Annotated in this window: 19 protein-coding genes; 3 read left to right on the top strand and 16 right to left on the bottom strand. The window is 47.2% G+C overall.

Going from position 1 to position 22,389, the window contains the following annotated elements; genetic code table 11:
- Positions 1–80: 80 nt before the first annotated feature.
- The 11 genes from BMW94_RS01915 to BMW94_RS01865 all read right to left on the bottom strand — a co-directional run bounded on the left by BMW94_RS01915 (position 81) and on the right by BMW94_RS01865 (position 12,636).
- Entirely contained in the window at positions 81–1,223 is a 1,143-nt protein-coding gene (locus BMW94_RS01915; protein ID WP_090993911.1) for an amidohydrolase family protein, read from the bottom strand.
- Between the two features lie 2 nt (positions 1,224–1,225).
- Positions 1,226–2,284: a pyridoxal-phosphate-dependent aminotransferase family protein gene (locus BMW94_RS01910; protein WP_090993909.1), complete on the bottom strand. Its 1,059-nt coding sequence runs from the start codon at positions 2,282–2,284 to the stop codon at positions 1,226–1,228.
- Positions 2,268–3,053, bottom strand: coding sequence for an ABC transporter ATP-binding protein (locus tag BMW94_RS01905; RefSeq protein ID WP_090993908.1), 786 nt, complete (start codon positions 3,051–3,053; stop codon positions 2,268–2,270). Before BMW94_RS01905 ends, BMW94_RS01910 begins: the two co-directional genes overlap by 17 nt.
- Positions 3,054–3,055: 2 nt before the next feature.
- Positions 3,056–3,808 (bottom strand): ABC transporter ATP-binding protein, encoded by a 753-nt coding sequence (locus tag BMW94_RS01900; protein ID WP_090993906.1) that lies wholly within the window; start codon positions 3,806–3,808, stop codon positions 3,056–3,058.
- Positions 3,808–4,674: an ABC transporter permease gene (locus BMW94_RS01895; protein WP_090993904.1), complete on the bottom strand. Its 867-nt coding sequence runs from the start codon at positions 4,672–4,674 to the stop codon at positions 3,808–3,810. The genes BMW94_RS01900 and BMW94_RS01895 overlap by 1 nt, the downstream gene beginning before the upstream one ends.
- On the bottom strand, positions 4,671–5,615 hold the full coding sequence (locus BMW94_RS01890) for an ABC transporter permease (protein WP_302847974.1): 945 nt from the start codon (positions 5,613–5,615) through the stop codon (positions 4,671–4,673). Before BMW94_RS01890 ends, BMW94_RS01895 begins: the two co-directional genes overlap by 4 nt.
- Positions 5,612–7,231, bottom strand: coding sequence for an ABC transporter substrate-binding protein (locus tag BMW94_RS01885; protein WP_090993900.1), 1,620 nt, complete (start codon positions 7,229–7,231; stop codon positions 5,612–5,614). Before BMW94_RS01885 ends, BMW94_RS01890 begins: the two co-directional genes overlap by 4 nt.
- 215 nt (positions 7,232–7,446) lie before the next feature.
- Positions 7,447–8,598, bottom strand: a complete 1,152-nt coding sequence (locus BMW94_RS01880) for an iron-containing alcohol dehydrogenase (protein WP_090993898.1) — start codon at positions 8,596–8,598, stop codon at positions 7,447–7,449.
- Positions 8,599–8,883: 285 nt separating this feature from the next.
- Positions 8,884–9,741, bottom strand: coding sequence for a GNAT family N-acetyltransferase (locus BMW94_RS01875; protein WP_175480551.1), 858 nt, complete (start codon positions 9,739–9,741; stop codon positions 8,884–8,886).
- A gap of 132 nt (positions 9,742–9,873) precedes the next feature.
- The gene (locus BMW94_RS01870; RefSeq protein ID WP_090993894.1) at positions 9,874–11,568 is read right to left on the bottom strand and encodes a M3 family oligoendopeptidase; all 1,695 of its coding nucleotides are present in this window, start codon (positions 11,566–11,568) and stop codon (positions 9,874–9,876) included.
- Positions 11,569–11,829: 261 nt separating this feature from the next.
- Positions 11,830–12,636: a glycoside hydrolase family 12 protein gene (locus BMW94_RS01865; RefSeq protein ID WP_254790073.1), complete on the bottom strand. Its 807-nt coding sequence runs from the start codon at positions 12,634–12,636 to the stop codon at positions 11,830–11,832.
- Positions 12,637–13,315: 679 nt separating this feature from the next.
- On the opposite strand from BMW94_RS01865, the gene BMW94_RS01860 reads away from it, so the two are divergent.
- Together BMW94_RS01860 and BMW94_RS01855 are read left to right on the top strand one after the other, a co-directional pair.
- Positions 13,316–14,056 (top strand): hypothetical protein, encoded by a 741-nt coding sequence (locus tag BMW94_RS01860; protein WP_090993892.1) that lies wholly within the window; start codon positions 13,316–13,318, stop codon positions 14,054–14,056.
- 142 nt (positions 14,057–14,198) lie between these two features.
- Positions 14,199–14,411: a cation:proton antiporter regulatory subunit gene (locus BMW94_RS01855; RefSeq protein ID WP_053779896.1), complete on the top strand. Its 213-nt coding sequence runs from the start codon at positions 14,199–14,201 to the stop codon at positions 14,409–14,411.
- A 99-nt stretch (positions 14,412–14,510) separates the two neighbouring features.
- Here BMW94_RS01855 and BMW94_RS01850 read toward each other — a convergent pair whose 3' ends face one another.
- Complete coding sequence (locus BMW94_RS01850) at positions 14,511–17,258, bottom strand: PAS domain S-box protein (protein ID WP_139209283.1); 2,748 nt, start codon at positions 17,256–17,258, stop codon at positions 14,511–14,513.
- Between the two features lie 269 nt (positions 17,259–17,527).
- Between BMW94_RS01850 and BMW94_RS01845 the strand changes: the two genes are divergently transcribed.
- Positions 17,528–18,355: a protein-glutamine gamma-glutamyltransferase gene (locus BMW94_RS01845; RefSeq protein ID WP_090993888.1), complete on the top strand. Its 828-nt coding sequence runs from the start codon at positions 17,528–17,530 to the stop codon at positions 18,353–18,355.
- A 186-nt stretch (positions 18,356–18,541) separates the two neighbouring features.
- Here BMW94_RS01845 and infC read toward each other — a convergent pair whose 3' ends face one another.
- The 4 genes from infC to BMW94_RS01825 form a co-directional block, all read right to left on the bottom strand.
- Complete coding sequence (infC, locus tag BMW94_RS01840) at positions 18,542–19,033, bottom strand: translation initiation factor IF-3 (RefSeq protein ID WP_090993886.1); 492 nt, start codon at positions 19,031–19,033, stop codon at positions 18,542–18,544.
- A 125-nt stretch (positions 19,034–19,158) separates the two neighbouring features.
- A complete protein-coding gene (locus tag BMW94_RS01835) occupies positions 19,159–20,091 on the bottom strand; it encodes a manganese-dependent inorganic pyrophosphatase (protein ID WP_076289717.1) in 933 nt (310 codons plus the stop codon).
- Between the two features lie 305 nt (positions 20,092–20,396).
- Positions 20,397–21,128: a metallophosphoesterase family protein gene (locus tag BMW94_RS01830; RefSeq protein ID WP_368086889.1), complete on the bottom strand. Its 732-nt coding sequence runs from the start codon at positions 21,126–21,128 to the stop codon at positions 20,397–20,399.
- Between the two features lie 113 nt (positions 21,129–21,241).
- Positions 21,242–22,249 (bottom strand): LLM class flavin-dependent oxidoreductase, encoded by a 1,008-nt coding sequence (locus tag BMW94_RS01825; RefSeq protein ID WP_090993881.1) that lies wholly within the window; start codon positions 22,247–22,249, stop codon positions 21,242–21,244.
- Positions 22,250–22,389 lie beyond the last annotated feature (140 nt).

Genomic DNA, 22,389 nt, shown 5'->3' with positions numbered 1-22,389 from the left:
CTTATTTGTGAAGATGTCCAAAGTGCTATAGACTGGTTAATCCTGATTTTCTTGCAAAAAGAAAAAACGCAAAAACCAATTTATGGTTTCTGCGCCCCGATAGTTACGGACACAATGCTCTCCCGCAGCTGATCTGCCTTTTTCGTTTGATACGGATCGGCATTGAAAATAATAGCATCCGCAATATAACCTTCTGCAATCTGTCCCAATTCGTTGCCCTGACCCAGAATATCAGCAGCGTTTGACGTCGCAGATTGCCACGCCTCTGCCCGGGTCAGGCCATAATCGATCAGCGTATCCAGCTCTTGCAGATTATAGCCATGCAGTGAAGGTGTGGCGTAATCGGTACCGAAACCGAAACGAACTCCTGCTCTTTTGGCATATCCGATGGCTGTAGAATGAGCTTCTGCAGCGCGCGCAGCACGATCACTGATAACAGTAGGCAACGCCAGCACGCCTTTTGGATCTGCGGCAATACGATATATCGATGTGGTGGGCACAAAGGCTGTTCGGGACTGCGCAAGTCTGCCGGCCTGATCCTCCGATAAGAACATGCCATGTTCCACGGATTCCACCCCGGCCTGAATAGACCAGTCTATCGTCACTCCACCCCAGGTATGAACCAGCACCTTTTTATGGTGAGCATGGGCATGGCGAACGATGAACGCGAATTCTTCCTCCGAAAAAACAGGATCGAGCACTTGTTCCGTAGGGGCTCCCAGCCCACCTGTCGCCATGATTTTAACCCATCCTGCGCCTGTATCAAAAATTCCGTTCAACCGTTGTTCCAGATGCTTCACACCACGGGCATCTGCCGCTCCCAACATTTCACTGCTGGTTTCAACTCTTAAGGGGTGTTGATAGTGCTGAGAGAGATGTCGAGCGGTGCTTGGCAACAATCCGCCTGCATCTCGCGCCGTAGTTACTCCCGTCCGAAGGGTAGCTGCAAAAGCTTGCGCCTGCATCACCTCAACCTCGTGGCTGTCACGTTTCAATTGATCCGCATGGTCAAAGTCTGTCCAGGCCAGATGTGTATGAAGATCAATAACTCCGGGACTTATCCATAAATCTGTAACCGGAAGCGATGCGTCATCATTCTGCGGCACGGATTCTGTAACAGATGCAAACCGGCCATTCTGGATCGAGATATCGAACCGTTTGCCTTCAATGCCTGCTATAAAGATATGTTTGAAGCTTTGCTCCTCCGATTTTACAAGGGTCATATTCATTTCCCCCAAACGAGGCGAACAGCCTGGACTGCTTGCTCATGGTCCTGATTCAATAATGCCGCAATGGTCGCAACAGCTTCCTCCACACCTGCTAAGGAAGCATTAACTCCAAAATGATTAATTCGCAGAAGCTGACCAAAAAGTTCTCCATCCCCCGGAGCAACGATGCCGATCGGCTGATCGATATGCAACTTCTCCTCCCCGGAAATTCGAACCGTGGTTGTGAGAGTCGAATATGTTCTGTTATCTTTTTGCCAAGGGTCCAGACCCAGGGCCTGAATTCCCGCTATAGCAGACAACGCAGCCTGTTCATGACGCTTGATCACCTGCTCCAAGCCTTCAGACTCAACAGCTGTCAAAGCCAAAATCAGTGCTCTGGCTTCCAGCGTTGGAATGTTGGGAGGAACGCGGACGAATGAAGCCCCATCGCCGGGTGGCTTCAGATCAAGCAAAGACAGGATGGAGTTGCGCGGTGCATGTGCATTGGATTCGAGAAATTCCCATCCACGCGGCGAAATGCTTACTGCGCTGATGCCGTTAGGCCCGGCTAGGGCTTTTTGTGCACCCACTGCTACAAAATCAACACCCCATTCATCGACCAGCAGAGGCTCTCCCCCAATCGCTGAGACAGAGTCGCTCACTGTAATCAGGTTATGGGCACGCGCAATCTTTATAATTTCTTCTGCGGGATTCGACCCGCCTGTAACCACCTCTGCTTGAACAAAGGATAAAGCGGACGGTTGATACTTTTCAATCGCAGCAGTAACCTTCTCCACAGGTACAACTTCATCAAAAGGAACTTTGACTTCGATAACCGTTGCCCCTCCGCGTTCAAGCCACTGACCAAACAAACTGCCATAAGGCCCTGTTACGACATTAACTATCGTACGACCCGGTGCAGATATTCCAGCTGCCACGGCCTCTATACCCAAGATGGCCTCTCCCGGGATGATCACCGGAGGATACTTTGTTTTCAAAAGCCTGGAGAGTAATTGTGTAAGTGTATTGTACTCCGACAGGGTAAGGGGTATGTTCCCTTTATATTGTTGGCTCATATAAACCTCCTAAAGAACTTGATTTCGGCATCTTTGGAACTGCAGACAGCAGCTCTCGGCTGTAGGCCGTTTCTGGTCGTGTGAAGAATTGATCTTTGGGACTAATCTCCACCAGCTGACCCTGCCGCATGACTGCTACCGTATCGCTAATGGCATGGATAACTCCAAGATCATGAGAAATGAACAGAAACGTAAGATTAAGTTCCCTCTTAAGTGAATTGAACAAATCGAGCACACTCCGCTGCACGGAAACATCCAGTGCACTCGTCGGCTCATCCGCAATCAGCAGACTCGGCTCTACGCTTAATGCACGTGCAATGGCGATCCGTTGGCGCTGACCGCCGGAAAATTCATGCGGATACTTGTCCAGTGCCCTGCTTTCCAGCTGGACACGGGCCAGGAGATCTCTCGATCTTTTCTCCACCTGTGAACGGTCTACAATGCGATGAAACAACAGCGCTTCAGCAAGAATCTGCCGAATGGAATGTTTGGGATTCAGTGAAGCATCCGGATTTTGGAAGATCATCTGTATGCTTTTATACTGCTCACGACTTCTCTTCTTCTTTAATTGCTGATCCCCCAGCAAAACCTGCCCCTCATCCGGCGTAATTAACCCGGCAATAACCCTTGCAAGGGTAGACTTGCCCGAACCGGACTCACCGACAAGACCAAGCGTGGTATGCTTCTGAAGATTTAGTGTGATGTTATCCAGCGCAGTAAAGTCACCATATTGAACCGTTACATTCTGGACTTGCAAAGAAAGTTCCATCGTTATTCGCTCCCTTCAAGCGTCGGTAAAGGAAGCACCGAGTTAATAAGCATCTGGGTGTAAGAATCTTGCGGGTTTTGCAAAAGGTCAAGTGAATCCCCGTACTCCACAATCTGCCCCTGCTTCATCACGCACAGCTTCGAGCACAGCGTCGCTGCAATCGCCAGATTATGTGTTACAAAGACCATGGCGAATCCCAGTTCTCGCTGCAAACGTTGGATCGTCTCCATAATTTGACGCTGCACAGTAACGTCCAGCGCCGTTGTTGGTTCATCACAGAGCAGAATGCCTGGCTTGCACGCCAGAGCCAATGCAATGACTACCCGCTGACACTGCCCACCAGACAGCTGGCTAGGGTATCGATCCTCACGCTTCAATGAGTCGGGAAGCCCCAACAGTTCAAGTAATTCCAGCGCTGCTACCCTGGAGGCCTTCCTGCTTAACTTTTGCCTGTAATAGACAACTTCCGCCAGCTGTTTAACAACGGGACAGAGCGGATCGAGCGCACCTCTTGGGTCTTGAAACACCATGGCGCTGTTCACATCACTGCGAATGGTTCCACCCGTCTGCTCCACACCGCTTGGTAACAGTCCCAGAATGGAACGAAGAGTTAGTGATTTACCGGAGCCGGATTCACCTACTAATCCCAGGCTTTCCCCTCTGCCGAGCGAGAAATGTACATCTTGAACTAATTTTTGATTTGACTTGGTTGACAGAGATAGTGCCTTGACTTCAAGAATCGGTTCAGTGGACATTATTTTTTCCTCCATACATCGGCCAATCCATCACCGACAAGCGACAAAGCAATTCCCGTGTAAACGACTGCAAATCCCGGAACTGCCGAGAGCCACCAGGCTGTCGTGATAAAGGATTGTCCATCCGAGATCATCGTGCCCCAATCCGGGGTCGGTGGTGCGATGCCAATGCCCAGGTATCCAAGCGTAACAATCGCCACCAGCAGCCCCACCATATCCGTCATGAGGACAACGATCGCCTGAGGTAATACATTGGGCAGGAGATGACGAAGGATAATCCGTATTCCCGGCAAGCCCAACGTCTGTGCGGATGCGATCCATTCCTGCTTGCGGTACGATGCACTCAGCCCCCTGACGACACGGGCAAAGACAATCCAGCCAACGAGCATAAACGTAATATAAATCCCCCGCTCACCTGCTCCACTGGCAAAAGCCACAACAATGACGATGAGATAAAAAGGGAAAGCGATAAAGGTATCGGTGACCAACGATATGATCTTATCCATCCATTTTCCGTAATACCCTGCGAGCATCCCTAGAAATACGCCCATGCAAAAAGGTACAATTTCCGCCAGCACCATAATGCTCAAATCGTTTCGCGCAGCATAAATCAGTCTAGTGAACAAATCACGTCCCAGTTGGTCTGTGCCCAACCAATGTTCAGCAGACGGAGGCTGCAAAAAGGCACTCAAATTTTGCTCCGAAGGGTCATAAGGACTAATCCACGGTATGAGCACAGCCAAGATGATCAGCACGGCAAACATCACACTTCCCACAAGCAGGGAAGGAGTTTTCAATATACGATTCATGAGACTGGTGTTTTGGCTGTCTTCATATAACTGAGGTTCTATTTGTATCGTTTTCATGGTTTTCCTTTCGTTCTGGGATCAAGCCACCTGGAAAGAAGCTCGATCAGGAGACTGATGATCACGACAGATACAGCACAGTAAAGGGCTATGCCTTGAATGACCGGGAAATCCCGTTTGGAAATGGAACTAAACAAAAGACTGCCAATTCCCTTGATACCAAATACCTGTTCCACGACCAATGTGCCGCCAATGAGATAAGAGATATTAACGCCAAGAAGGATCAGCGTCGGAAGCGCCGCATTGCGCAGGACATGTTTGAATAGAATGACCCGGCTCGGTAATTTCGCAGCCTTCAATGTAACTACAAAATCAGATTCCAGTACTTCAAGCATCTGGGCTCTCAATGAACGAACCAATGTCGGAATCTGTGAAAAAGCCACGGTGATGGCGGGAAGTGTCAAACTGTATAAGGTGCCCCACCACCCTTCCCCAACTCCACCAACCGGAAACCAGTGAAGATGAACACTCAGCAGCAGAATCAAAAGGATGCCAACCCAGAAGATTGGCATACCTAGCGTTACCGTAGGAAAAATACGTATCAAATGATCCAGCAGCTTATCCTTGTGTGTAGCGGCCAGTGTAGCAAGCACGAGTGCAATAACAATTGCCAAGGCACATGCCATGCCAATGAGCAGCAAGGTAACGGGTGCACGATCAGCAATCAACTCTCTAGTCGAGGTTCCGTTAATTATGGAATTGCCGGTATCCCCCTGAGTGAACAGTGTCTTCACAAACCGTATAAATTGTTCCCCCAGCGGCAGATCCAACCCGAGAGCATGGTGCATGCTCTCCACGGCCTCGGGGGTGCTGTACTCGCCAAGAATCATTTTGGCAGGATCTCCTGGTACCATTCTGATGAGAAAAAAGACTGCTGTCATCACACAAAGGATCACTGCCAACGCTCTTCCCACCGTACTGATCAACCAGAACTTATTCATTTCTGAATACGAACGTCTTCAAAACGCACACTGCCATTAGGCAAAACAACAATGCCATCTACTGAAGAACGAACGCCAATCAGAATATCCGGATAATAAAGCGGAATGTAAGGCACTTCATCGGCAAGCGTTTGAAGCAATTTGGAGTATATTTCGGCACGGCCATCGCCGTCCGGTGTTTGTTGACCTTTATACAGAAGCTTGGTTACTTCATCATTGGTGTAATGCGTCCAGTAAGATTTGCTGAAGCCATCAGGGTCAGTCTGGAACGCAACGATTGAGTTCGCTTCTGGAGAATCGGCTTGCCCACTGTTCAGCATCGCTGCGAAATCATAAGCAAAGAATCGTTCACGGAAGGTAGCCAGTTCAATCGATTCAATCTCGATATTAATGCCAATTTGTTTTCCCGCTGCCTGAATGATTTGCGCTTCTTGCGCTCTGGTGCTGTTGCCTGAAGCTACAAGCAGTTTTGTAGTGAATCCATCAGGGAAGGCCGATTTGGCCAGTTCCGCTTTGGCTGCATTTACATCAAAATTTAATGCTTTGAGCGTATCATTCGAATTGTAAGGAATCGTTGTAGGCAGCAATGAATTAGCAGTCTGTGCGTAACCAAAGGTAAGCGCCTTAGTCAGACCGTCACGATCAAGTGCCAGAGCCAATGCCCGGCGAACATGCACATCGGAAAAATGCTTATCCAACGTATTAAAGAACAATTGCTCTGTCACCCAGCTGCCGTTGGTTACAACGGTTGTATCCGCGCCATTTTTGATTTCATCAGCATTTTGCAGAGCCAGCGACTCAATCGCATCTACTTCTCCCGCCTTCAACTGGTTGATTGCTTGGCTGTCATCTTCTATCAGCTTGTAAACCAGCTTATCAACCGATGGCTTTCCTTCTTGCCAGTAGTGAGTGTTCTTCGTAAAGGTCACATCGCCTGCAGGGTCCCACTGTTCAACCACGAACGGTCCTGTACCTACCGGCTTCTTGAAAAATTCTTCCTCGGTAACTCCGCCAAAATTGTTCGGAATAATACCGTTCGAGAAGTTGGAAAGCTCAGAGATAAATGGCGTATACGGCTCTTTAAGCGTAATCACCAATGTATGGCTATCCGTTGCTTTGACAGTGTCTACCTTGGCCGATATTGCCAATGGGCCACCCACCTTCAAATGCCGCTCCAGCGAGAATACGGCATCCTCTGCCGTCACATCTGTGCCGTTGGAGAACTTCAAGCCATCACGCAACTCGAACGTATACGTCAAGCCGTCATCACTTATGTTATGCGATTTGGCAAGCCAATCCACAATCTCGCCTTTGCTATCAAAAGCAACCAAAGGTTCAAATACTTTATCAATGGCAAAAGCATTGTTCGATGTAATCTGATTATGCAAATCAAACGAGGTTACGGAAGCCGGCCGACCATATACAAAAGTCCCCCCCGTTACAGTCTCGTCCGTCTTTGAATTTTCATCCGTACCTTGGCTCGTGCCTGGCTGGGCTGCTGCATTGGGAGCAGGATCATTGGTCGATCCGGAGCAACCGCTAACGATTACCAATAATAGAACGGCTAACGCGCCTACCCATAATGACTTTCTCGTTGATGATTTAAACTGTGACATGACTGACTCTCCCCTTCCAATAAAGCTTATGTGTTTAGTATGGATTGATTATGGATTAAAGCACCCCCTCTGTCAAACAAAAAATAATGACTATTGCGAGATAAAACTATTTTATCCAATGAAGGAAATGAATCCGTATTTATAAGGCTCAGAAGCACGTACAACACCAAAAAAGCCAGAATATATTCTGGCTCTGGATCTCTTTGGTCTTAACTTTATATGATTTTGCGGAACAGCTCCATGACTTCATCCCTGGAAGGTTGATACGGATTGCCCGGTGCACAGGCATCTTTCATGGCATTATCCGCCAGCAACTCAACATCAGGGTCTTTCACACCCAATTCAGACAGTTTCTCAGGAATGCCCACCTCCTTGGAAAGCTGACGAATGGCTTCGATCACGTACTCAGAACACTCCTCATCCCGTTTCCCCTTCACATCCATACCGATCGCTTTGGCAATATGACGGAATTTACCTGGCACATGCTTTGCATTCAATTCTTCTACATAAGGGAGCAACATCGCGTTACATACCCCATGCGGCAGATCATAGACTCCACCCAGTTGATGGGCCATCGCATGAACATAACCCAAGCCTGCATTATTAAAAGCAATCCCGCCAAGAAAACACGCATACGTCATATGCTCTCTTGCTTCCAGATCACTGCCGTCCCTGACGGCTCTGGGCAAATATTCAAAGATCAGCTCCACGGCCGCCGCCGCTGTAGCACTCGTCACGGTGAACCCTCCAGGCGTCACCATGGCTTCCACCGCATGGGTCAATGCATCCATGCCCGTGGCCGCAGTAAGACTGGCTGGCTTGCTCAGCATTAGCTCCGGGTCATTCACTGACAGGTCAACGAGACTGTTTCGATCCACCATCACCATCTTCACCTTGCGTTCCTCATCTGTAATCACGTAGTTCATGGTCACCTCACTCGACGTGCCAGCCGTTGTGTTAATGGCAACCAGCGGCACGGACTTGTGTTTCGATTGATGCAAACCTTCATAAGCACGGATATGTCCACCGTTGGTTGCTACTATGCCAATGGCTTTGGCAGCATCCTGAGGTGAACCTCCGCCTATCGATATAATGGCGTCACAGCCATGATCCTGAAATACCTGAAGTCCGTCATGTACATTCTGACAGGTGGGATTGGGCTGAACCTCATCATATACCACATAGTCTAACCCTGATTTTCTTAGTATAGACAGCACTTGTTCAGCAACGCCGGAAGAGATCAATCGACGATCAGTTACGACAAGCGCTTTGCGAATACCCATATTCTCAATCATCTTGCCTGCTTCGTGTAAACATCCTCTGCCCATCAAGTTCACGGGCGGAACATAATAAGCGTGTGTTGCCATCTGAACCAGCCTCCTGTTACCCCTGATTTACTGTCTTTATTGTAACTGAATCCGTTTTCAGATATAGTGAATTAAATCACAAACAAGTTGATAAATGTTTCATTTGGACGAATTTATCCAATTTTTATTCAATGATTGTGACTGCTCTTCAGTAACTGGCTTATCTGTGCGTGAATTAAAAAGGGCAAGTTGATCTTGGATTCACAGGTGTCACCACTCGAAACAAAAAACAGGGGCCGCCCCTGGTCATTTTCATGACTTCGGTACAGCTCCTGCAGATGATGCTCAGCAATCCAGAAATTCCTGAATCGGCATGTAATAGACGGGATAGGCTCTGCCTTGATCGAAACCAAGCTTACCCGCTATCGCGATGGAATCATGACGGAAATCCTCTGTCGTCCAGTGTGGAACACAATTCCGTTCCAGAACGGATTGCACATAAGCCCTTGCCATGGCCGTAGCCAGACCCTTGCCACGGTGTATCGGATCGTAGGTGTTGATGCCTGTTTCATGGTGAATGCCACTGACAAACACTGAGATACATGTACCTACAACTTTCCCTTGATATACCGTGCATGTACCTGCTCCGTATTGGAAAAAGTCCTTCACCGAATGCCAGAATTTCAAAATCTCCTGCTCAATGATACGGCTTTTGTCCTCCAGCATTACCGCTCGATCGATAACTTGAACCACATATCCGGGAGGAATTAACAAGGAGCTGGAACTGCGTTGCAGCCACTGTTCATACTTCGCAAGATTGAACTGAAAAGGAACTCGCAATCCTTCTCGCAAACGCCCCTTGAACATGTGATCCAGGACTGATGACCAATTCGAGCCGGGCTCGGGGTAAACTTCAAGATTCAGCATGTCTTCGCCAGCATCTAATGCTTCGGGCAATAGCTCCTGAACGAGCAGCTCCCTAACAAGGCTATTGAAGTGTGCATTATCCGATCTTCCGATCAGATAAAACATTTCGTTTTTGGCCCAAATTAGTGCACTTTTCGGAGCAAGAAGCTGGTCTGCATAGACACGGCCGCGTTGAAGTCCTGCAAGCACTCCACCCATGACCACATGCCCGTTCGTACCCGAGATGAAGGGCTCCAATTGCTTCCTTTGGGACGGTTGATCCAGTAAAACCAACATGGTATAACCTCGCATTCTTTGTATAGGGTAGGTGAATAAATACATTCAAATCTGCCCTGCCTCAGAATGCTGTAACGTCAGGTTTTTTCCTCGTTCCCTTTCACCTCTTCGACCTTTATTTTTATTTTTCGCTTACAACGCTTTATCGTCTACTGCATCCAACCAGGCTTCGATATCGCCGATGACGGAGGATACGCAGCCGTCTTCAAACGGAGAATTCAAACCTGCCAGCTCTACCAATCCTGTGAAGGACAGGCTTCCTCCGGCTTTACATAATGTCAGATAGTCAGCCCATGCGGACTTCATATCCTGGTTGCTGCGTTTCCAGAACTGGAATGCACAGATTTGTGCCAGTGTGTAGTCAATGTAATAGAACGGCGACGAGAAGATATGACCCTGTTTGTGCCAGAATCCGCCTTGTTCCAAATAGGCGTTATCTTTGTAATTGATGTGCGGCAGATAGGTCTTCTCAATATTGCGCCAAGCCTGCTTGCGCTCCGCTGGTGTTGCATCCGGATTTGCATAAACAAAATGCTGGAATTCATCGACTGCTACGCCGTAAGGGATAAAGAGCAGTCCGGAAGACAGGTGATCAAATTTGTATTTGTCCGTATCTTCCTTGAAGAACAATTCCATCCACGGCCAGGTGAAGAATTCCATGCTCATGGAATGGATCTCTGCGGATTCATACGTCGGCCAGTTGTACTCAGGTACTTCGAAGTGACGACTCTCATATACCTGGAACGCGTGACCTGCTTCGTGTGTCAATACGTCGATATCTCCTGATGTACCGTTAAAGTTGGAGAAAATAAACGGCACTTTGTAATCATTCAGGAAGGTGCAATAGCCCCCGCCCTGCTTGCCTTTTTTGCTCACCAAATCCATCAATTCATTGTCGGTCATCATCTGGAAAAACGTATCCGTTTCCGGTGACAATTCAGCGTACATTTTCTTACCATTGTCAATGATCCAGTCGGCATCGCCTTTAGGTGTCGGGTTCCCTGTCTTAAAGCTGAAGCCCTGATCGTAAAAATAGAGGGTATCCACATCAATCCGGCTGCGCTGACGCTCTCTGAGCTTCGTCGCTACAGGCACGATATAATCACGGACTTGTGCTCTGAAATTGGACACCATCTCCGCGTTGTAATCCGTACGGTTCATCCGGTCATAACCGAGTTCCACATACGATGGATAACCCAGCTTCTTCGCGATCTGTGTACGCACTTTCACCAATTCGTCGTAAATGCGATCGAATTCAGCCTCATGTTCAGCCATGAACGTGTATCTTGCTTCCGATGCGCGTTCCCGCATGGAGCGATCTGTGGATAGCTCAAACGGATGCAGCTGCGGCAATGTGCGTTCTTCACCTTCAAACGGAATTTTGGCCGAAGCAATCAGCCGGTTGTATTCCGTGGAAAGTTTGTTCTCTTTCTGAAGGTCCTCGATAATTTCCGGGCTGAATGTTTTCAGGGACAAATCTGCCAGCTGGAAAAGCTGTGAACCCCATTTTTGTTCCAGTTCAGCACGAAATTTGGAGTTAACCAGTGCCCGATAATAATCGGTGATGTATTCTTGAATGATGGGCTGACCTTCATCCAGGAACTCGTTCTCCGCCTTGTAAAATTCATCGTTGGTGTCGATGGAATGACGGATGTAGACTAATTGTGCCTGCGTCTCAAAGTCACTGCGCAAAGCGTTAATCTTGTCCATATATCCACTCTGCTCTTCAACCGAAGTCGAAGCTTCAAAACCACTCAGAAGCTCACGAAATGTTGTTTTGATATGTTCGAGATCGGGACGTGTATACGTATACTCACTAAATTTCATTTATGTACACCCTTTCCTGTTAGGCATATTTCGGGATTCCCCGAGTTGAACTAAACCCTATTATACAAAAGAGCAGCCTAAAAATCCCAACTTTACGAAAAATATTTGTCCATCGGTCAAATGCAGCTACGTCACTCGTTACATATGTTACGTAAGAATGTTAGGTAGAATACAAAATTAAAAGATGCCGCATCAGAAGGAAATGGGTTTTCCTCTGAGCAGCATCTGATTGAATCAGGAATATAGTGATAAACGGAGCCGTTACTGAACGTTCACATACCAGTTAGAGTAATTGATCTGGCCGCTGCCTTTCGTAATTTCGGTTCCATATTCAACACTGCTGACATATTTGCTGTTGGTAAAGTAACTTTTGGAGATCAGATAATCGGTGAAGTTTTTGACGTTGATGCTAAAGTTGTTAGGGGATTTCGACTTCTTCAGGAAGGAGTATACCCACCATTGATGCACTCCGTTGTCGGTAATCTCACCCCGATACAGATCATAGGTTTGTCCACCAATGGACACATCCGAGAACACTTTGGAACCAATAGGACCTACACCGGAAGTCCAATCGTTCCAGATCATAATCTCCTCGGTGGGTGTGCTTGACCAGGTCGCATTGCCGATGTCATGCAGCCAGATATCATACGCATTATTATATTCCCCTGTAGTGTTGGACGCCTTAGAATAACTTACTCCAGTATTGATACTTTTGTTCGCAGATAATCGCGTTGGCAGCCCACTGCCTGGTGTGTAGCCCTCTGTCCAGTGCCAGCCGCTGACCAGGGAAGGATAAGCTTTGACTCCACCCGCAGTCGTTGGCCAGTTCCAAACGTAACCCAGATCTGTATTACTGTTCACATACACGGACTGGGACCAGCCACTGACACTCGAGCTCCCCCAGCTATTATTGAATATATAATACTTGTTGTTGCTGAAATTGAGTTTGGCATATGCTGTGGAGTCCGATGCTGCGCTGGCTGTAATTGGAACGGCCGCAATCAGTAATGACATGACCAGCAGCATCCATGCTTTCTTGCCTGATCTTTTTTTCATCTTCAAACCCATAATGTTAGCCTCCCGTAAATTTTAATGTAAACGCTTACAGATGTAAGTGTAAAACATTTCCATGTACAAGCATACCACTTAAATCAGATATTATTTCATGCTATATTTAGACTTTTTGGCATTATATACAAATAAGCCCGCCTCGCACCATTGCGAAGCCAGCTTATAGGCTTGTCTTTTCAAGTTTCTTTTCAATACACCCTAGTGTTGATCGTTGTCCATAATCTTGTAGAACCAGCCCATCCCGACCATTCCCACAACCATAATGATAGCCATAATAATGATATATGTCATGAATGTAACCCCCCTGCTCCGTATTTCTTCACACTACTATCAGTTTACACGGTCAAACCCACTTTGAATTGACTGAACATTGACAAAAATACGAAATCTTCATTTTCACTCAACATGTTGTGTCGTTTTTCTTTGTAATCCTTGAAATCAATCAGCAGTTCACCCTCAAGCACAATAAACAACTCGTCTGACTGATTGTCTTTATTGAATCTCTGCTTTATTGCTTCGCAGCCTACTTTTTCACTTTAATTTTAAAGATATATTATATCATAGCGGACGATTTACCTCGCTCTTGTAGTGAACAAATTTTCATACGCCATCCTTACGGTGTATACTATACTTCTACGAATTGGAATTGGATTATACGAAGAAAGGTTTGAACTGAATGTCGACTCGCATACCCTATTATCGTCAGCTATTACTCGCTTTTTTACTAACTCTTATGCTGTTTATACTATCCGCCTGTGCTGATGGTGAAGCTCATGTCACGGTTAATATGGACGGTTCATCGGATCTGGCCCTAAATCTGAGCGTAACCGACTCAGCCCTGGGAATGATGGGACAAGACAATCTCATGACAATGCTCGCAAATACGTTGAAGCAGAATAATTTCCAGGCCGAAGTTTCGGACCAGGGAGATCGGACACAACTCAAAGCGACGACCCATTATGAGAAAAGTAATACCGTCTCTACGTTCAGCACGTCGGATCTGCCTGATGGAATAAAGGTGGAGCAATCCACTACACCTGGATTTTTTACTTCCAAATTGCATATTGCTGCGGAAGCAGACCTGATGCAGACCATACCCGATGGTGAGGTCAAAGACCAAATTAACAAGGTTCCCGGATTCCTCAAAAACCTGCTGCTGAAAGATGTCAATTTTGATTTCAAGCTAACGCTGCCGATCAAGGCACAGGATTCCAATGCAGATCTGGTCGAAGATCATGGAAAAACCCTAGTTTGGCACGTCTCCCCACTGAATACGAATAAGCTGGATTTGACCATACAGGTCCCGAATATTCGGAATATCATAATTACGGGGGGCATTGCCTTGGTGCTGATCATTGCATTACTTATCTGGTTTATGGTCCGTCGCAGAAGAACCCGACAGAGTCGGAATGCATAACTAACCACAGCTCAGGAAGCTTGTAGGAAATGATTACTATTTCATTTCCGACTTGCCAAACGGTGTTATGGATAGTAGAATACATCCGTACTGTGTGAACGGTTAACTTAACTATGGAAAAGCTAAAGAGGTGACAGGTTTCATGAATATCCGGGAATGCCCATTGCCTGGTATCGGAGTGAAGTACCAGTTTGATACAAAAAGCGGTAATAAGTTAGTCATTATTGTCCACGAAGACGGACGCCGTGAATTGTTCTCGGTGGACCCCAATGACAACGAAGAACTTACCCTAATTGCAGAACTGGAAGATGACGAGTGTGTAACCCTTTCCGGGTTAATTGGAGGATGGTCCTGACATCTGTCAGGGTTATACTGACAGTATGTAAAATAACCTGCTCCCTCAATGGGGGGGCAGGTTATTTTTTTATTCCTTTATACACAGTGCAGACGCCCTTCAGCGTTCATGCCGGGACCGAATGTAAGGAACCCATGTGTTTAGCACACGACTTATTTCCGCAGAGCTGAACGGTTTGCTGATAAAGTCTTGCATGCCGCATTTCAGACAGGCTTCACGGTCGTTCGCTCCTGCAAATGCCGTGATGGCAGCAATGACTGGAATTTCAGGGTGGGTTTTCCTAATTCGGCAGGTCGCTTCAATCCCATCCATAACCGGCATTTGGATGTCCATGAAGAGAAGGTCGTAGGTTTCCCTTTCCAATGATTTCACCGCTTCTGCACCATTCTCCACGATATCACATACACCGCCGAGCTTACGAAGCATTTCCTCCAACAAATGACTGTTCAGATACTGATCCTCGGCTACAAGAATTTTGATTCCCGCTGCCAGACGTGTTCGGTCCAGCTTCAGCTCGTGATCCGACGCCGGATCCATCCGATCATTGGATTCGTCTTGCCATCGTTCAAGTAACAGGGTGAAGTGGAAATCCGCTCCCTCACCTGCCTCACTCTGTACACCAATGGCGCCGCCCATCAGTTCTACTAGCTTCTTGCTGATGGCCAGTCCCAGGCCTGTGCCTCCGTATTTACGATTGATAGCCGGATCGAGCTGTGAGAAGGATTGGAACAGTTGATGCTGCTTGTTAAACGGAATGCCAATCCCCGTATCTTTGACCGAAAATGACAAGATGAGATGATTGTCATCGTAAAACTCCGCGGTTTTGACGTCCACGTGAATCTGGATGCTTCCCTGCTCCGTGAATTTGACGGCATTACCCACCAGATTAATCAAAATCTGACGAATCCGTGTTTCATCCCCTCTTACACGTTCGGGAATCTGATCTGACATTTCACAGTATAATTCAATATTTTTTTCCGAAGCTCTGAGCGCGAATAGTTCCATGACCCCGCCAAGCACAGCTTTAATGTCCACTGGTTGGCGTTCGAGATCCATTTTACCTGCTTCAATCTTGCTGAAATCCAAGATCTCATTCAGAATATGCAGCAGTGATTCACCACTGTCAATCATGATATCAACGAAGCCGTACTGCTCCTCGTCCAACTCTGTTTCTTTTAACAGGTGGGCCATGCCCATAATTCCATTCAGAGGTGTACGAAGCTCATGACTCATGATCGCGAGAAACTCGGACTTGGCCCGGTCCGCCTGCTCTGCCGCTTCCTTGGCACGAATGATATCCTTCACCGATGTCATATCGCGGAAAACGAGGACAGCCCCACGGTTGTCTCCCTGATCCATAATCGGTTTCAGTTGATACTCCGCCAAAAAGCTGGAACCATCCTGTCTCCAAAATACAGACTCCGATCGTGGCAGGCTTCGCCCCTCGCGTACTGCCTGAAGAATCGGATTGCCATTGGAAGGATAAGGGATACCTTCACTTTGCATTTGTAACATAATCTCTTCGAGCGGTTTGCCATTCATCTCAGACGGGCAGAAATCCATCATCTCCGTTGCAACAGGATTAGCAAATATCAGGTTGCCCGCCGAGTCCAGTCCAATAACTCCCTCTGAAATGGCATTGAGAATTAATGCCCTCTCGTAACTGAGATTTTCAATTTCCTCTACATACCTTTTGGACTCCGTAATATCACTGGTTATTCCATAAACGCCAACGACGCGATCCTCAAGCAAAATCGGAACATTAATTACACTCGTCTCAATACGCTGTCCGTTCTTGTGAATCAGCCCTACCTCATAGCTCTGTGCAGTTCCTTTTACGGTCTGTTCAAAATGATACCTTGTCTTATCCAGGTCCACCGGATCAATAAGATGATCAAACGGCCGGCTAAGCAGTTCCTCCTTGGTGTGGCCTGTCAACTGCTCCTGACCTGCATTGGCCTTCAACAGGTTTCCTTCCAGATCCAGTGAAGCCACCCCCAGCGGATTACAGTCAAACAAGGATTGGTATTCCTGAAGACTTAATTGCTGCTGCATGCTCGCTGAGATATCACGGGTCACTCCGATCATTTCCTGCAGGTTTCCCTGTTTGTCATATACATAATGGGTAATGGTATCCGCCCATATAACAGAACCATCCTTATGCATGAGCCGATAGCTAATTCGATCAGGCGCAAGGCCCTGGATTTGACCAGCTACGTAAGCTTCGACTAGAGCCACATCGTCAGGGTGAATGCAGAACAGGCCAGATTGACCGACAACTTCTTCAGGATCATATCCCAACATGCTTTTGCTGGCTGGAGATACGTACTTGAACGTCCGCTCTGGGTCGGCTTGGTGTATGGCAATTAGATCAAGCGAGGATTCGGCCAGCAATCTTGAGATTCGACTGCTCTCTTCCAACTGCTTACGCTGTACAATTAGTCGACTCTCCGCGTCCTTCTGTTTCGAAATATCCGCTGCCTGCACAAGCAAATAAAGCGGCTCGCCACTCACTTCATCCCTGACGATGCAGGCTCGTACTGTGGCCCACAGAAGAGAAGAATCCTTGCGCTTAAACCGTAACTCGATCTCATACATCAGACTTAATCCATTCGTCATATCCCAGAAATTGGATCTAAACTCCTCCATTTCCAGGTCTTCCTCATAAATCATATGTACAATCGGGGAGTCAATCAATTCATCTTCACTGCATCCCAGCATCTCGCAAAATGCCGGATTAAGCTGGAGCCAACGTCCGTTCACATGCGAGGCAACAGCAATGCCGATCGGTGCATGTGTGTATAACTGTTCGAACAGAGAGCGATTCTCTGCAATTGGATTCGACACCACATATCCTCCTTTATTGGGAATCTAAATATATTCCGTATGAACAGATCGACCTGAACATAACTTCATCTATAAGAGTAGTACCCCAAATGTAATGTTTTATAAACGAGATCAACTAAAGTCGAGGCAATAATCGACATTATTATTGGGGTTTCATGCTGTCTATACATTGTAGACATACAAAACCGCATAAGTGTCGTCATATACTACAGAATACGCGTGCATACCCGTTTGTACAAGGCTGAAAATGGATACAGGAGGTTATGATTATGATCATTGTTGCGAATCAACCGATTGAGCTGGTCCGTTCGGATTGGTCTGCTTTTGCATGGCAGTGGTTACAGCAACTACAGAACAGTTCAACCGTATACACATATCAATCCATGGATCATCTTCACTTTGAATGGACACTGCGGGAGTCTCTGGTGGATGCAGCGGAAGCACTTGATCGAAGCGGGGTAAGCTTTGCCTCATTCGAGAAGTCCAGGTGTAACGCGGCATATTGGAATCGAAATGATCAAGGAGGCTTTGAGCTAAGGGCTGAGGTAACACCTGCGGAGGGAATCCGCGATATTTGGAAGAATGGTCATTTGTATGCCTTTGAATGTGCAACAGCGACTGTGATTGTCCTGTATGGCGGAGTATTGAACAGCATTCGGGAAGATGATTTCAATTCACTGTTCCGCAACCTGCTGCTCTACGACTGGCACTATGACAGCGATTTGAGATTAACGGAGAAGAACGGCAGCGACTCTGCGCTTCCTGGGGATGTATTGTACTTCAAAAATCCGGACGTTTCCCCTGAAACACCAGAGTGGCAGGGAGAGAATACCATTAAGCTGCGTGAAGATCTATATTATGGTCATGGAATCGGAATTGCAAGCGGGGAAGAAATCATCCGTTCACTCAATCAAAACCGCATTCCCGGAAGTACAGTGTCAGCCTATCTAATGGATACGGTTATTTATCCGGACTTTCTATATCTATCCCGCTACGCCAAGAACAGTAACGCGAATACACAGACTGCCTCGTCTACTCCGGTCTTGCCGGGACAGTTGTATGTACGCATCGGCGGCAGCCGTTACTTGCGAATTTAAACAGCTTGAAGCGTGATTTTCATTAGGAGTTCGGAAGAACTATAACAATATTCCATGCTAAAAACCCCGTAGAGCGGCAGGTCAACTGTTGCTTACGGGGTTTTTGGTAGCATTTGGGACAGCCTTCCAATAACGACCGAATAGTCCCATAGTTCAATGTTATTCAGCTTATTTTGTTCATCGTTATTATCCAATGGGATCTAACTGTACTACGACCTGCTTGCCGCTCACCTGAATACCCGTCGTCTTACTGCCATACTCGGCCAGAGATTTGCATAGCTGTTCTGCCCATACCTTGCCTGCTGTTCCTTCCTTGGCTCCATGCACCTGGATGACGAGCTTCACCGAGTCCCCCTTCGTCAGGATGCGCTCTGCCTGAGATTGCTTGGTCTCCCGGTCGTGGTCTTCCATTTGCAGGTTTAGTCGAATCTCCTTCAGTTTGCGTTTATCCAGTGATTTTGCAGCTTTCTTCTTCTCTTGCTGCTTTTCCTGTCTCGCTGCTCCAGCGCCCATCAGTTTGCATGGTGGCGGGCTGGTCATTAGAGACATACAGATCAGGTCCACCTTGTGCTGCTTCGCAAGTGCAAGGGCGTCACGAGTAGACATAATGCCCAGATCCTCACCGTCCAGGCCGGTCAGCTGCACTTCAGTCGCTTTAATCTTTTCATTTTTGATCATGGTACATCCTCCTCTACAACAAAAGCCTGTCCTGACCTATGACAGATCAAGAGCAGGCTTGGATGTTGTAACTGAATATTCATTCTATATCTGGACGTAATGGTTATACGTCGGTTTTGTGCATCTTACAACGAGTTGAACGCTTCGGTCAGAACGGGAACAATTTGCGATTTGCGGGATACGACGCCTTTGAGCAGCGCTCTGCTATCCGACAATGTTACATTGTACGCTTTTTCTACAGCTTTGGTGGAAGCACCATACGCCAATGCAACGGAATCGTTGTTCAGGATGTCGGTTACGACAAATACGAACAGGTCAAGACCTTTGCTGGAAATAATCGCTTCAATCGCTGCTTCAAGCTCAGGCTGCTTCACAAGCACATCATTCACGTCAACCGCGTTCACTTGTGCAATCTCCACTTTTGCTTGGCCCATGGCGAATTCTTTCGCGTCCAGGGAGATCAGTTCAGCAATCGTTTTCTGGCTCAGATCCGCGCCCGCTTTCAGCATATCCAGACCATAGCTGTCTGCATCCACGCCAGCAATGGCAGCCAGTTCACGGGCTGCTGCTACATCTTGCTCTGTGCATGTTGGGGATTTGAACAACAGGGAGTCGGAAATGATTGCGGACAGCATCAGACCAGCAATCGGTGCGCTGATTTCCACACCGTTTTCTTTGTACAATTTATTCAAAATGGTTGCTGTACAACCTACAGGTTCTGCACGGAAATACAGAGGCTGGCTTGTCTCAAAGTTCGCGATCCGGTGATGGTCGATAACTTCGACAACCGTCACGTCCTCAATATCGCTGACACTTTGCTGACGCTCATTGTGGTCAACCAGGATGACCTTGTTCACTTCGTTAGCTGCTGTTTTGATCAGACGTGGTGCTGCCACTTTGAATTGATCCAATGCAAATTGAGTTTCGCCGTTTACTTCGCCGAGACGAACAGCTTCAACGTCCTGACCCAATTTTGTTTTCAAGTCTGCATAGGCAATGGCCGAGCAGATCGTATCCGTATCGGGATTTTTGTGACCGAAGATTAATGCTTTTTCCATATTAATAGCCCTCCGTCAATTCTGATTTAGATGAATAAAATGTAATATTTCAATCATACCCTTACTGATTATAGCGTTAATAAGGCTTAATTCCAATCCCTTTACAGCGAATTCATTACAAAATCATGTCAGGTCTTGCCTTTATACTCCGTAAACGAATGCACAACTCTGCCGTTCCGCCAGCTTCGATCCATTGTCGGTATGTATACCAATCCACATTCTCAAGAAAGTAAAAGGTTAGAGCTTCAACGGGATTTAATTTATACTTATGTTTAAAGAGATTTATTTGAAATTCGCCGCGTGGATTAAACCTCGGGACCCTGACGGGTCTCTCCTCTTTTCACAAAAAGAGTCTGTAGACTCCCGTCTTCACTGATCTCCAGCAAGTTCAATCGAGCACCATAAGCACATCCGCCATCAATGCCAATCTTGTCCCCACTCGGATCAAACCAGACACCTGGCTCGTTATGCAAATTTTTGACTGGCGTGTGACCGAATACCACCGTCTCCTTGAGCGAGGTTGGTCTGGAATAGAACGGCTCCCGAATCCAGATGAAGTCACGCTCTGACTGAGTCCGCCAATCCTCCACATCCGGATTAATCCCGGCATGCACAAAGATATAACCAGGAATTTCGTATACAAGGGGAAGCTTTTCCAAAAAACGAAGATGATGCTCATAGTGTGTACGGAGCCACTGTTTGGCTTCAGTATAAACATTCCAGTCCAACTGCTCATCATCCAAAGAAACCTCGACATAGCTGGCCAGGGTCTGTAAACCTCCATTGCGAATCCAGTGTTTGTCATAGTCTTCGACATCATGGTTCAGCGCCTTGACCATCATCGCATCATGATTTCCTTTAATCACAATAATGTTGTACTGCTCGTGCATCTGCATAATCTGTTCCACGACCTCTTTGCTCTTCGGTCCGCGGTCGACATAATCACCTAACAAAATCAGCTCATCCTGCTTCGGATCGTATGCTGCCTGCTCAAGCAGAGCATTGAATTCGTCGTAACAGCCATGAATATCACTAATGACACATCTGCGAATGTGAATCTCTCCTCTCCCTGATCACGCAAGAGTATAACCGGAACCTTGCAAGACAAGGCTCCAGCCATTTCAGAATACTAATTCCCGTTCAGTACCGATTAATCCTGCTTTAAATTAAAGGCTTCCGCTATCAGGCTGAATGAACGCAAACGATCCTCGAATGAGTGAATCGCTGATGCAATAATCACTTCATCCGCTTCATAGCGTTCAGCCATTGCCGTAATTTTGTCTTTTACCTGATCCGGTGTACCTACAATGGAAAAAGAACGGCGTTGACGGATCTGTTCCATCTCCATGGCCGTAAATGGATAGTTGTTCACCGTTTCCAGGGATGGGAATGAGTTCTGCTCCAGACCCCGGCCAAGCCGCAGGAAGAATAACTCATTGCTGCGAGCCAGTTCAGCGGCCGCTTCTTCGGTCTCTGCACAGAATGCCGACACCGCAATCATGGAATGTGGTTTGTCATTCAGGATAGAAGGCTTGAAATGTCTGCGATAATGCTTCATCGCTTCCTCCCCACCCGGCGTTCCGAAAAATTGGGCAAACGCGTAAGCCGTCCCTTGTGCCGCAGCAATTCGCGCACCTTCAGAACTGGAACCCAGTAACCACACTTCTGGTACCGTTGGAACCGATGGTCCCGCTACTAGGGAAGCAAAACGGTGATCCTCCGGCAGCTGTTCATGAAAGTATCCACCCAGATCGGCAATCTGCTGCGGGAAGAATTGCACATTCGATGACTTTCCTTCATTTAGAGCCCTGCTGGCAATCGGCATGCCGCCCGGTGCTCTGCCAATACCCAGATCGATTCGACCGGGGTGTAGCGCTTCCAGCAAACGGAAGTTCTCGGCAACTTTATATGCACTGTAATGGGGCAGCATAACGCCGCCTGAACCTACGCGAATTCGATCGGTATGTGCTGCAACGTGTGCAATCATAACTTCCGGACTGGAAAATGAAAGTGCCCCGCTGCCGTGATGCTCCGACATCCAGAAGCGGGAGAAGCCCAGTTCATCTGCATGTTTAGCAAGAGTTACTGTCTCCTGAAGGGTATCCTGTACCGTCCGTCCTTCATTAATATGTCCATGTTCAAGTACACTAAGTTTCATCTATATTCATTCCTTTCGTCATCCTGCGTTAGTGGTTGCTCCACCCATTGTAACATTATTAATTACAGTTTCAAAGGATATCTGCTTCTCAGTTACACGTTCATTACACGTTTTGATTTACGTTGAATAAACAAATAACG

It is taken from the genome of Paenibacillus sp. OK003, from assembly GCF_900109515.1.
Lineage (GTDB): Bacteria > Bacillota > Bacilli > Paenibacillales > Paenibacillaceae > Paenibacillus > Paenibacillus marchantiae.
Note: the sequence above shows the minus strand (reverse complement) of the source record. Positions and strands in the feature narration are given on the sequence as shown.

What these genes read in the sequence shown, in the direction of transcription:
- BMW94_RS01915 (WP_090993911.1), bottom strand. Translation starts at nt 1,223, where the DNA reads ATGACCCTTGTAAAATCGGAGGAGCAAAGCTTCAAACATATCTTTATA.
- BMW94_RS01910 (WP_090993909.1), bottom strand. Translation starts at nt 2,284, where the DNA reads ATGAGCCAACAATATAAAGGGAACATACCCCTTACCCTGTCGGAGTAC.
- BMW94_RS01905 (WP_090993908.1), bottom strand. Translation starts at nt 3,053, where the DNA reads ATGGAACTTTCTTTGCAAGTCCAGAATGTAACGGTTCAATATGGTGAC.
- BMW94_RS01900 (WP_090993906.1), bottom strand. Translation starts at nt 3,808, where the DNA reads ATGTCCACTGAACCGATTCTTGAAGTCAAGGCACTATCTCTGTCAACC.
- BMW94_RS01895 (WP_090993904.1), bottom strand. Translation starts at nt 4,674, where the DNA reads ATGAAAACGATACAAATAGAACCTCAGTTATATGAAGACAGCCAAAAC.
- BMW94_RS01890 (WP_302847974.1), bottom strand. Translation starts at nt 5,615, where the DNA reads ATGAATAAGTTCTGGTTGATCAGTACGGTGGGAAGAGCGTTGGCAGTG.
- BMW94_RS01885 (WP_090993900.1), bottom strand. Translation starts at nt 7,231, where the DNA reads ATGTCACAGTTTAAATCATCAACGAGAAAGTCATTATGGGTAGGCGCG.
- BMW94_RS01880 (WP_090993898.1), bottom strand. Translation starts at nt 8,598, where the DNA reads ATGGCAACACACGCTTATTATGTTCCGCCCGTGAACTTGATGGGCAGA.
- BMW94_RS01875 (WP_175480551.1), bottom strand. Translation starts at nt 9,741, where the DNA reads ATGTTGGTTTTACTGGATCAACCGTCCCAAAGGAAGCAATTGGAGCCC.
- BMW94_RS01870 (WP_090993894.1), bottom strand. Translation starts at nt 11,568, where the DNA reads ATGAAATTTAGTGAGTATACGTATACACGTCCCGATCTCGAACATATC.
- BMW94_RS01865 (WP_254790073.1), bottom strand. Translation starts at nt 12,636, where the DNA reads ATGGGTTTGAAGATGAAAAAAAGATCAGGCAAGAAAGCATGGATGCTG.
- BMW94_RS01860 (WP_090993892.1), top strand. Translation starts at nt 13,316, where the DNA reads ATGTCGACTCGCATACCCTATTATCGTCAGCTATTACTCGCTTTTTTA.
- BMW94_RS01855 (WP_053779896.1), top strand. Translation starts at nt 14,199, where the DNA reads ATGAATATCCGGGAATGCCCATTGCCTGGTATCGGAGTGAAGTACCAG.
- BMW94_RS01845 (WP_090993888.1), top strand. Translation starts at nt 17,528, where the DNA reads ATGATCATTGTTGCGAATCAACCGATTGAGCTGGTCCGTTCGGATTGG.
- infC (WP_090993886.1), bottom strand. Translation starts at nt 19,033, where the DNA reads ATGATCAAAAATGAAAAGATTAAAGCGACTGAAGTGCAGCTGACCGGC.
- BMW94_RS01835 (WP_076289717.1), bottom strand. Translation starts at nt 20,091, where the DNA reads ATGGAAAAAGCATTAATCTTCGGTCACAAAAATCCCGATACGGATACG.
- BMW94_RS01825 (WP_090993881.1), bottom strand. Translation starts at nt 22,249, where the DNA reads ATGAAACTTAGTGTACTTGAACATGGACATATTAATGAAGGACGGACG.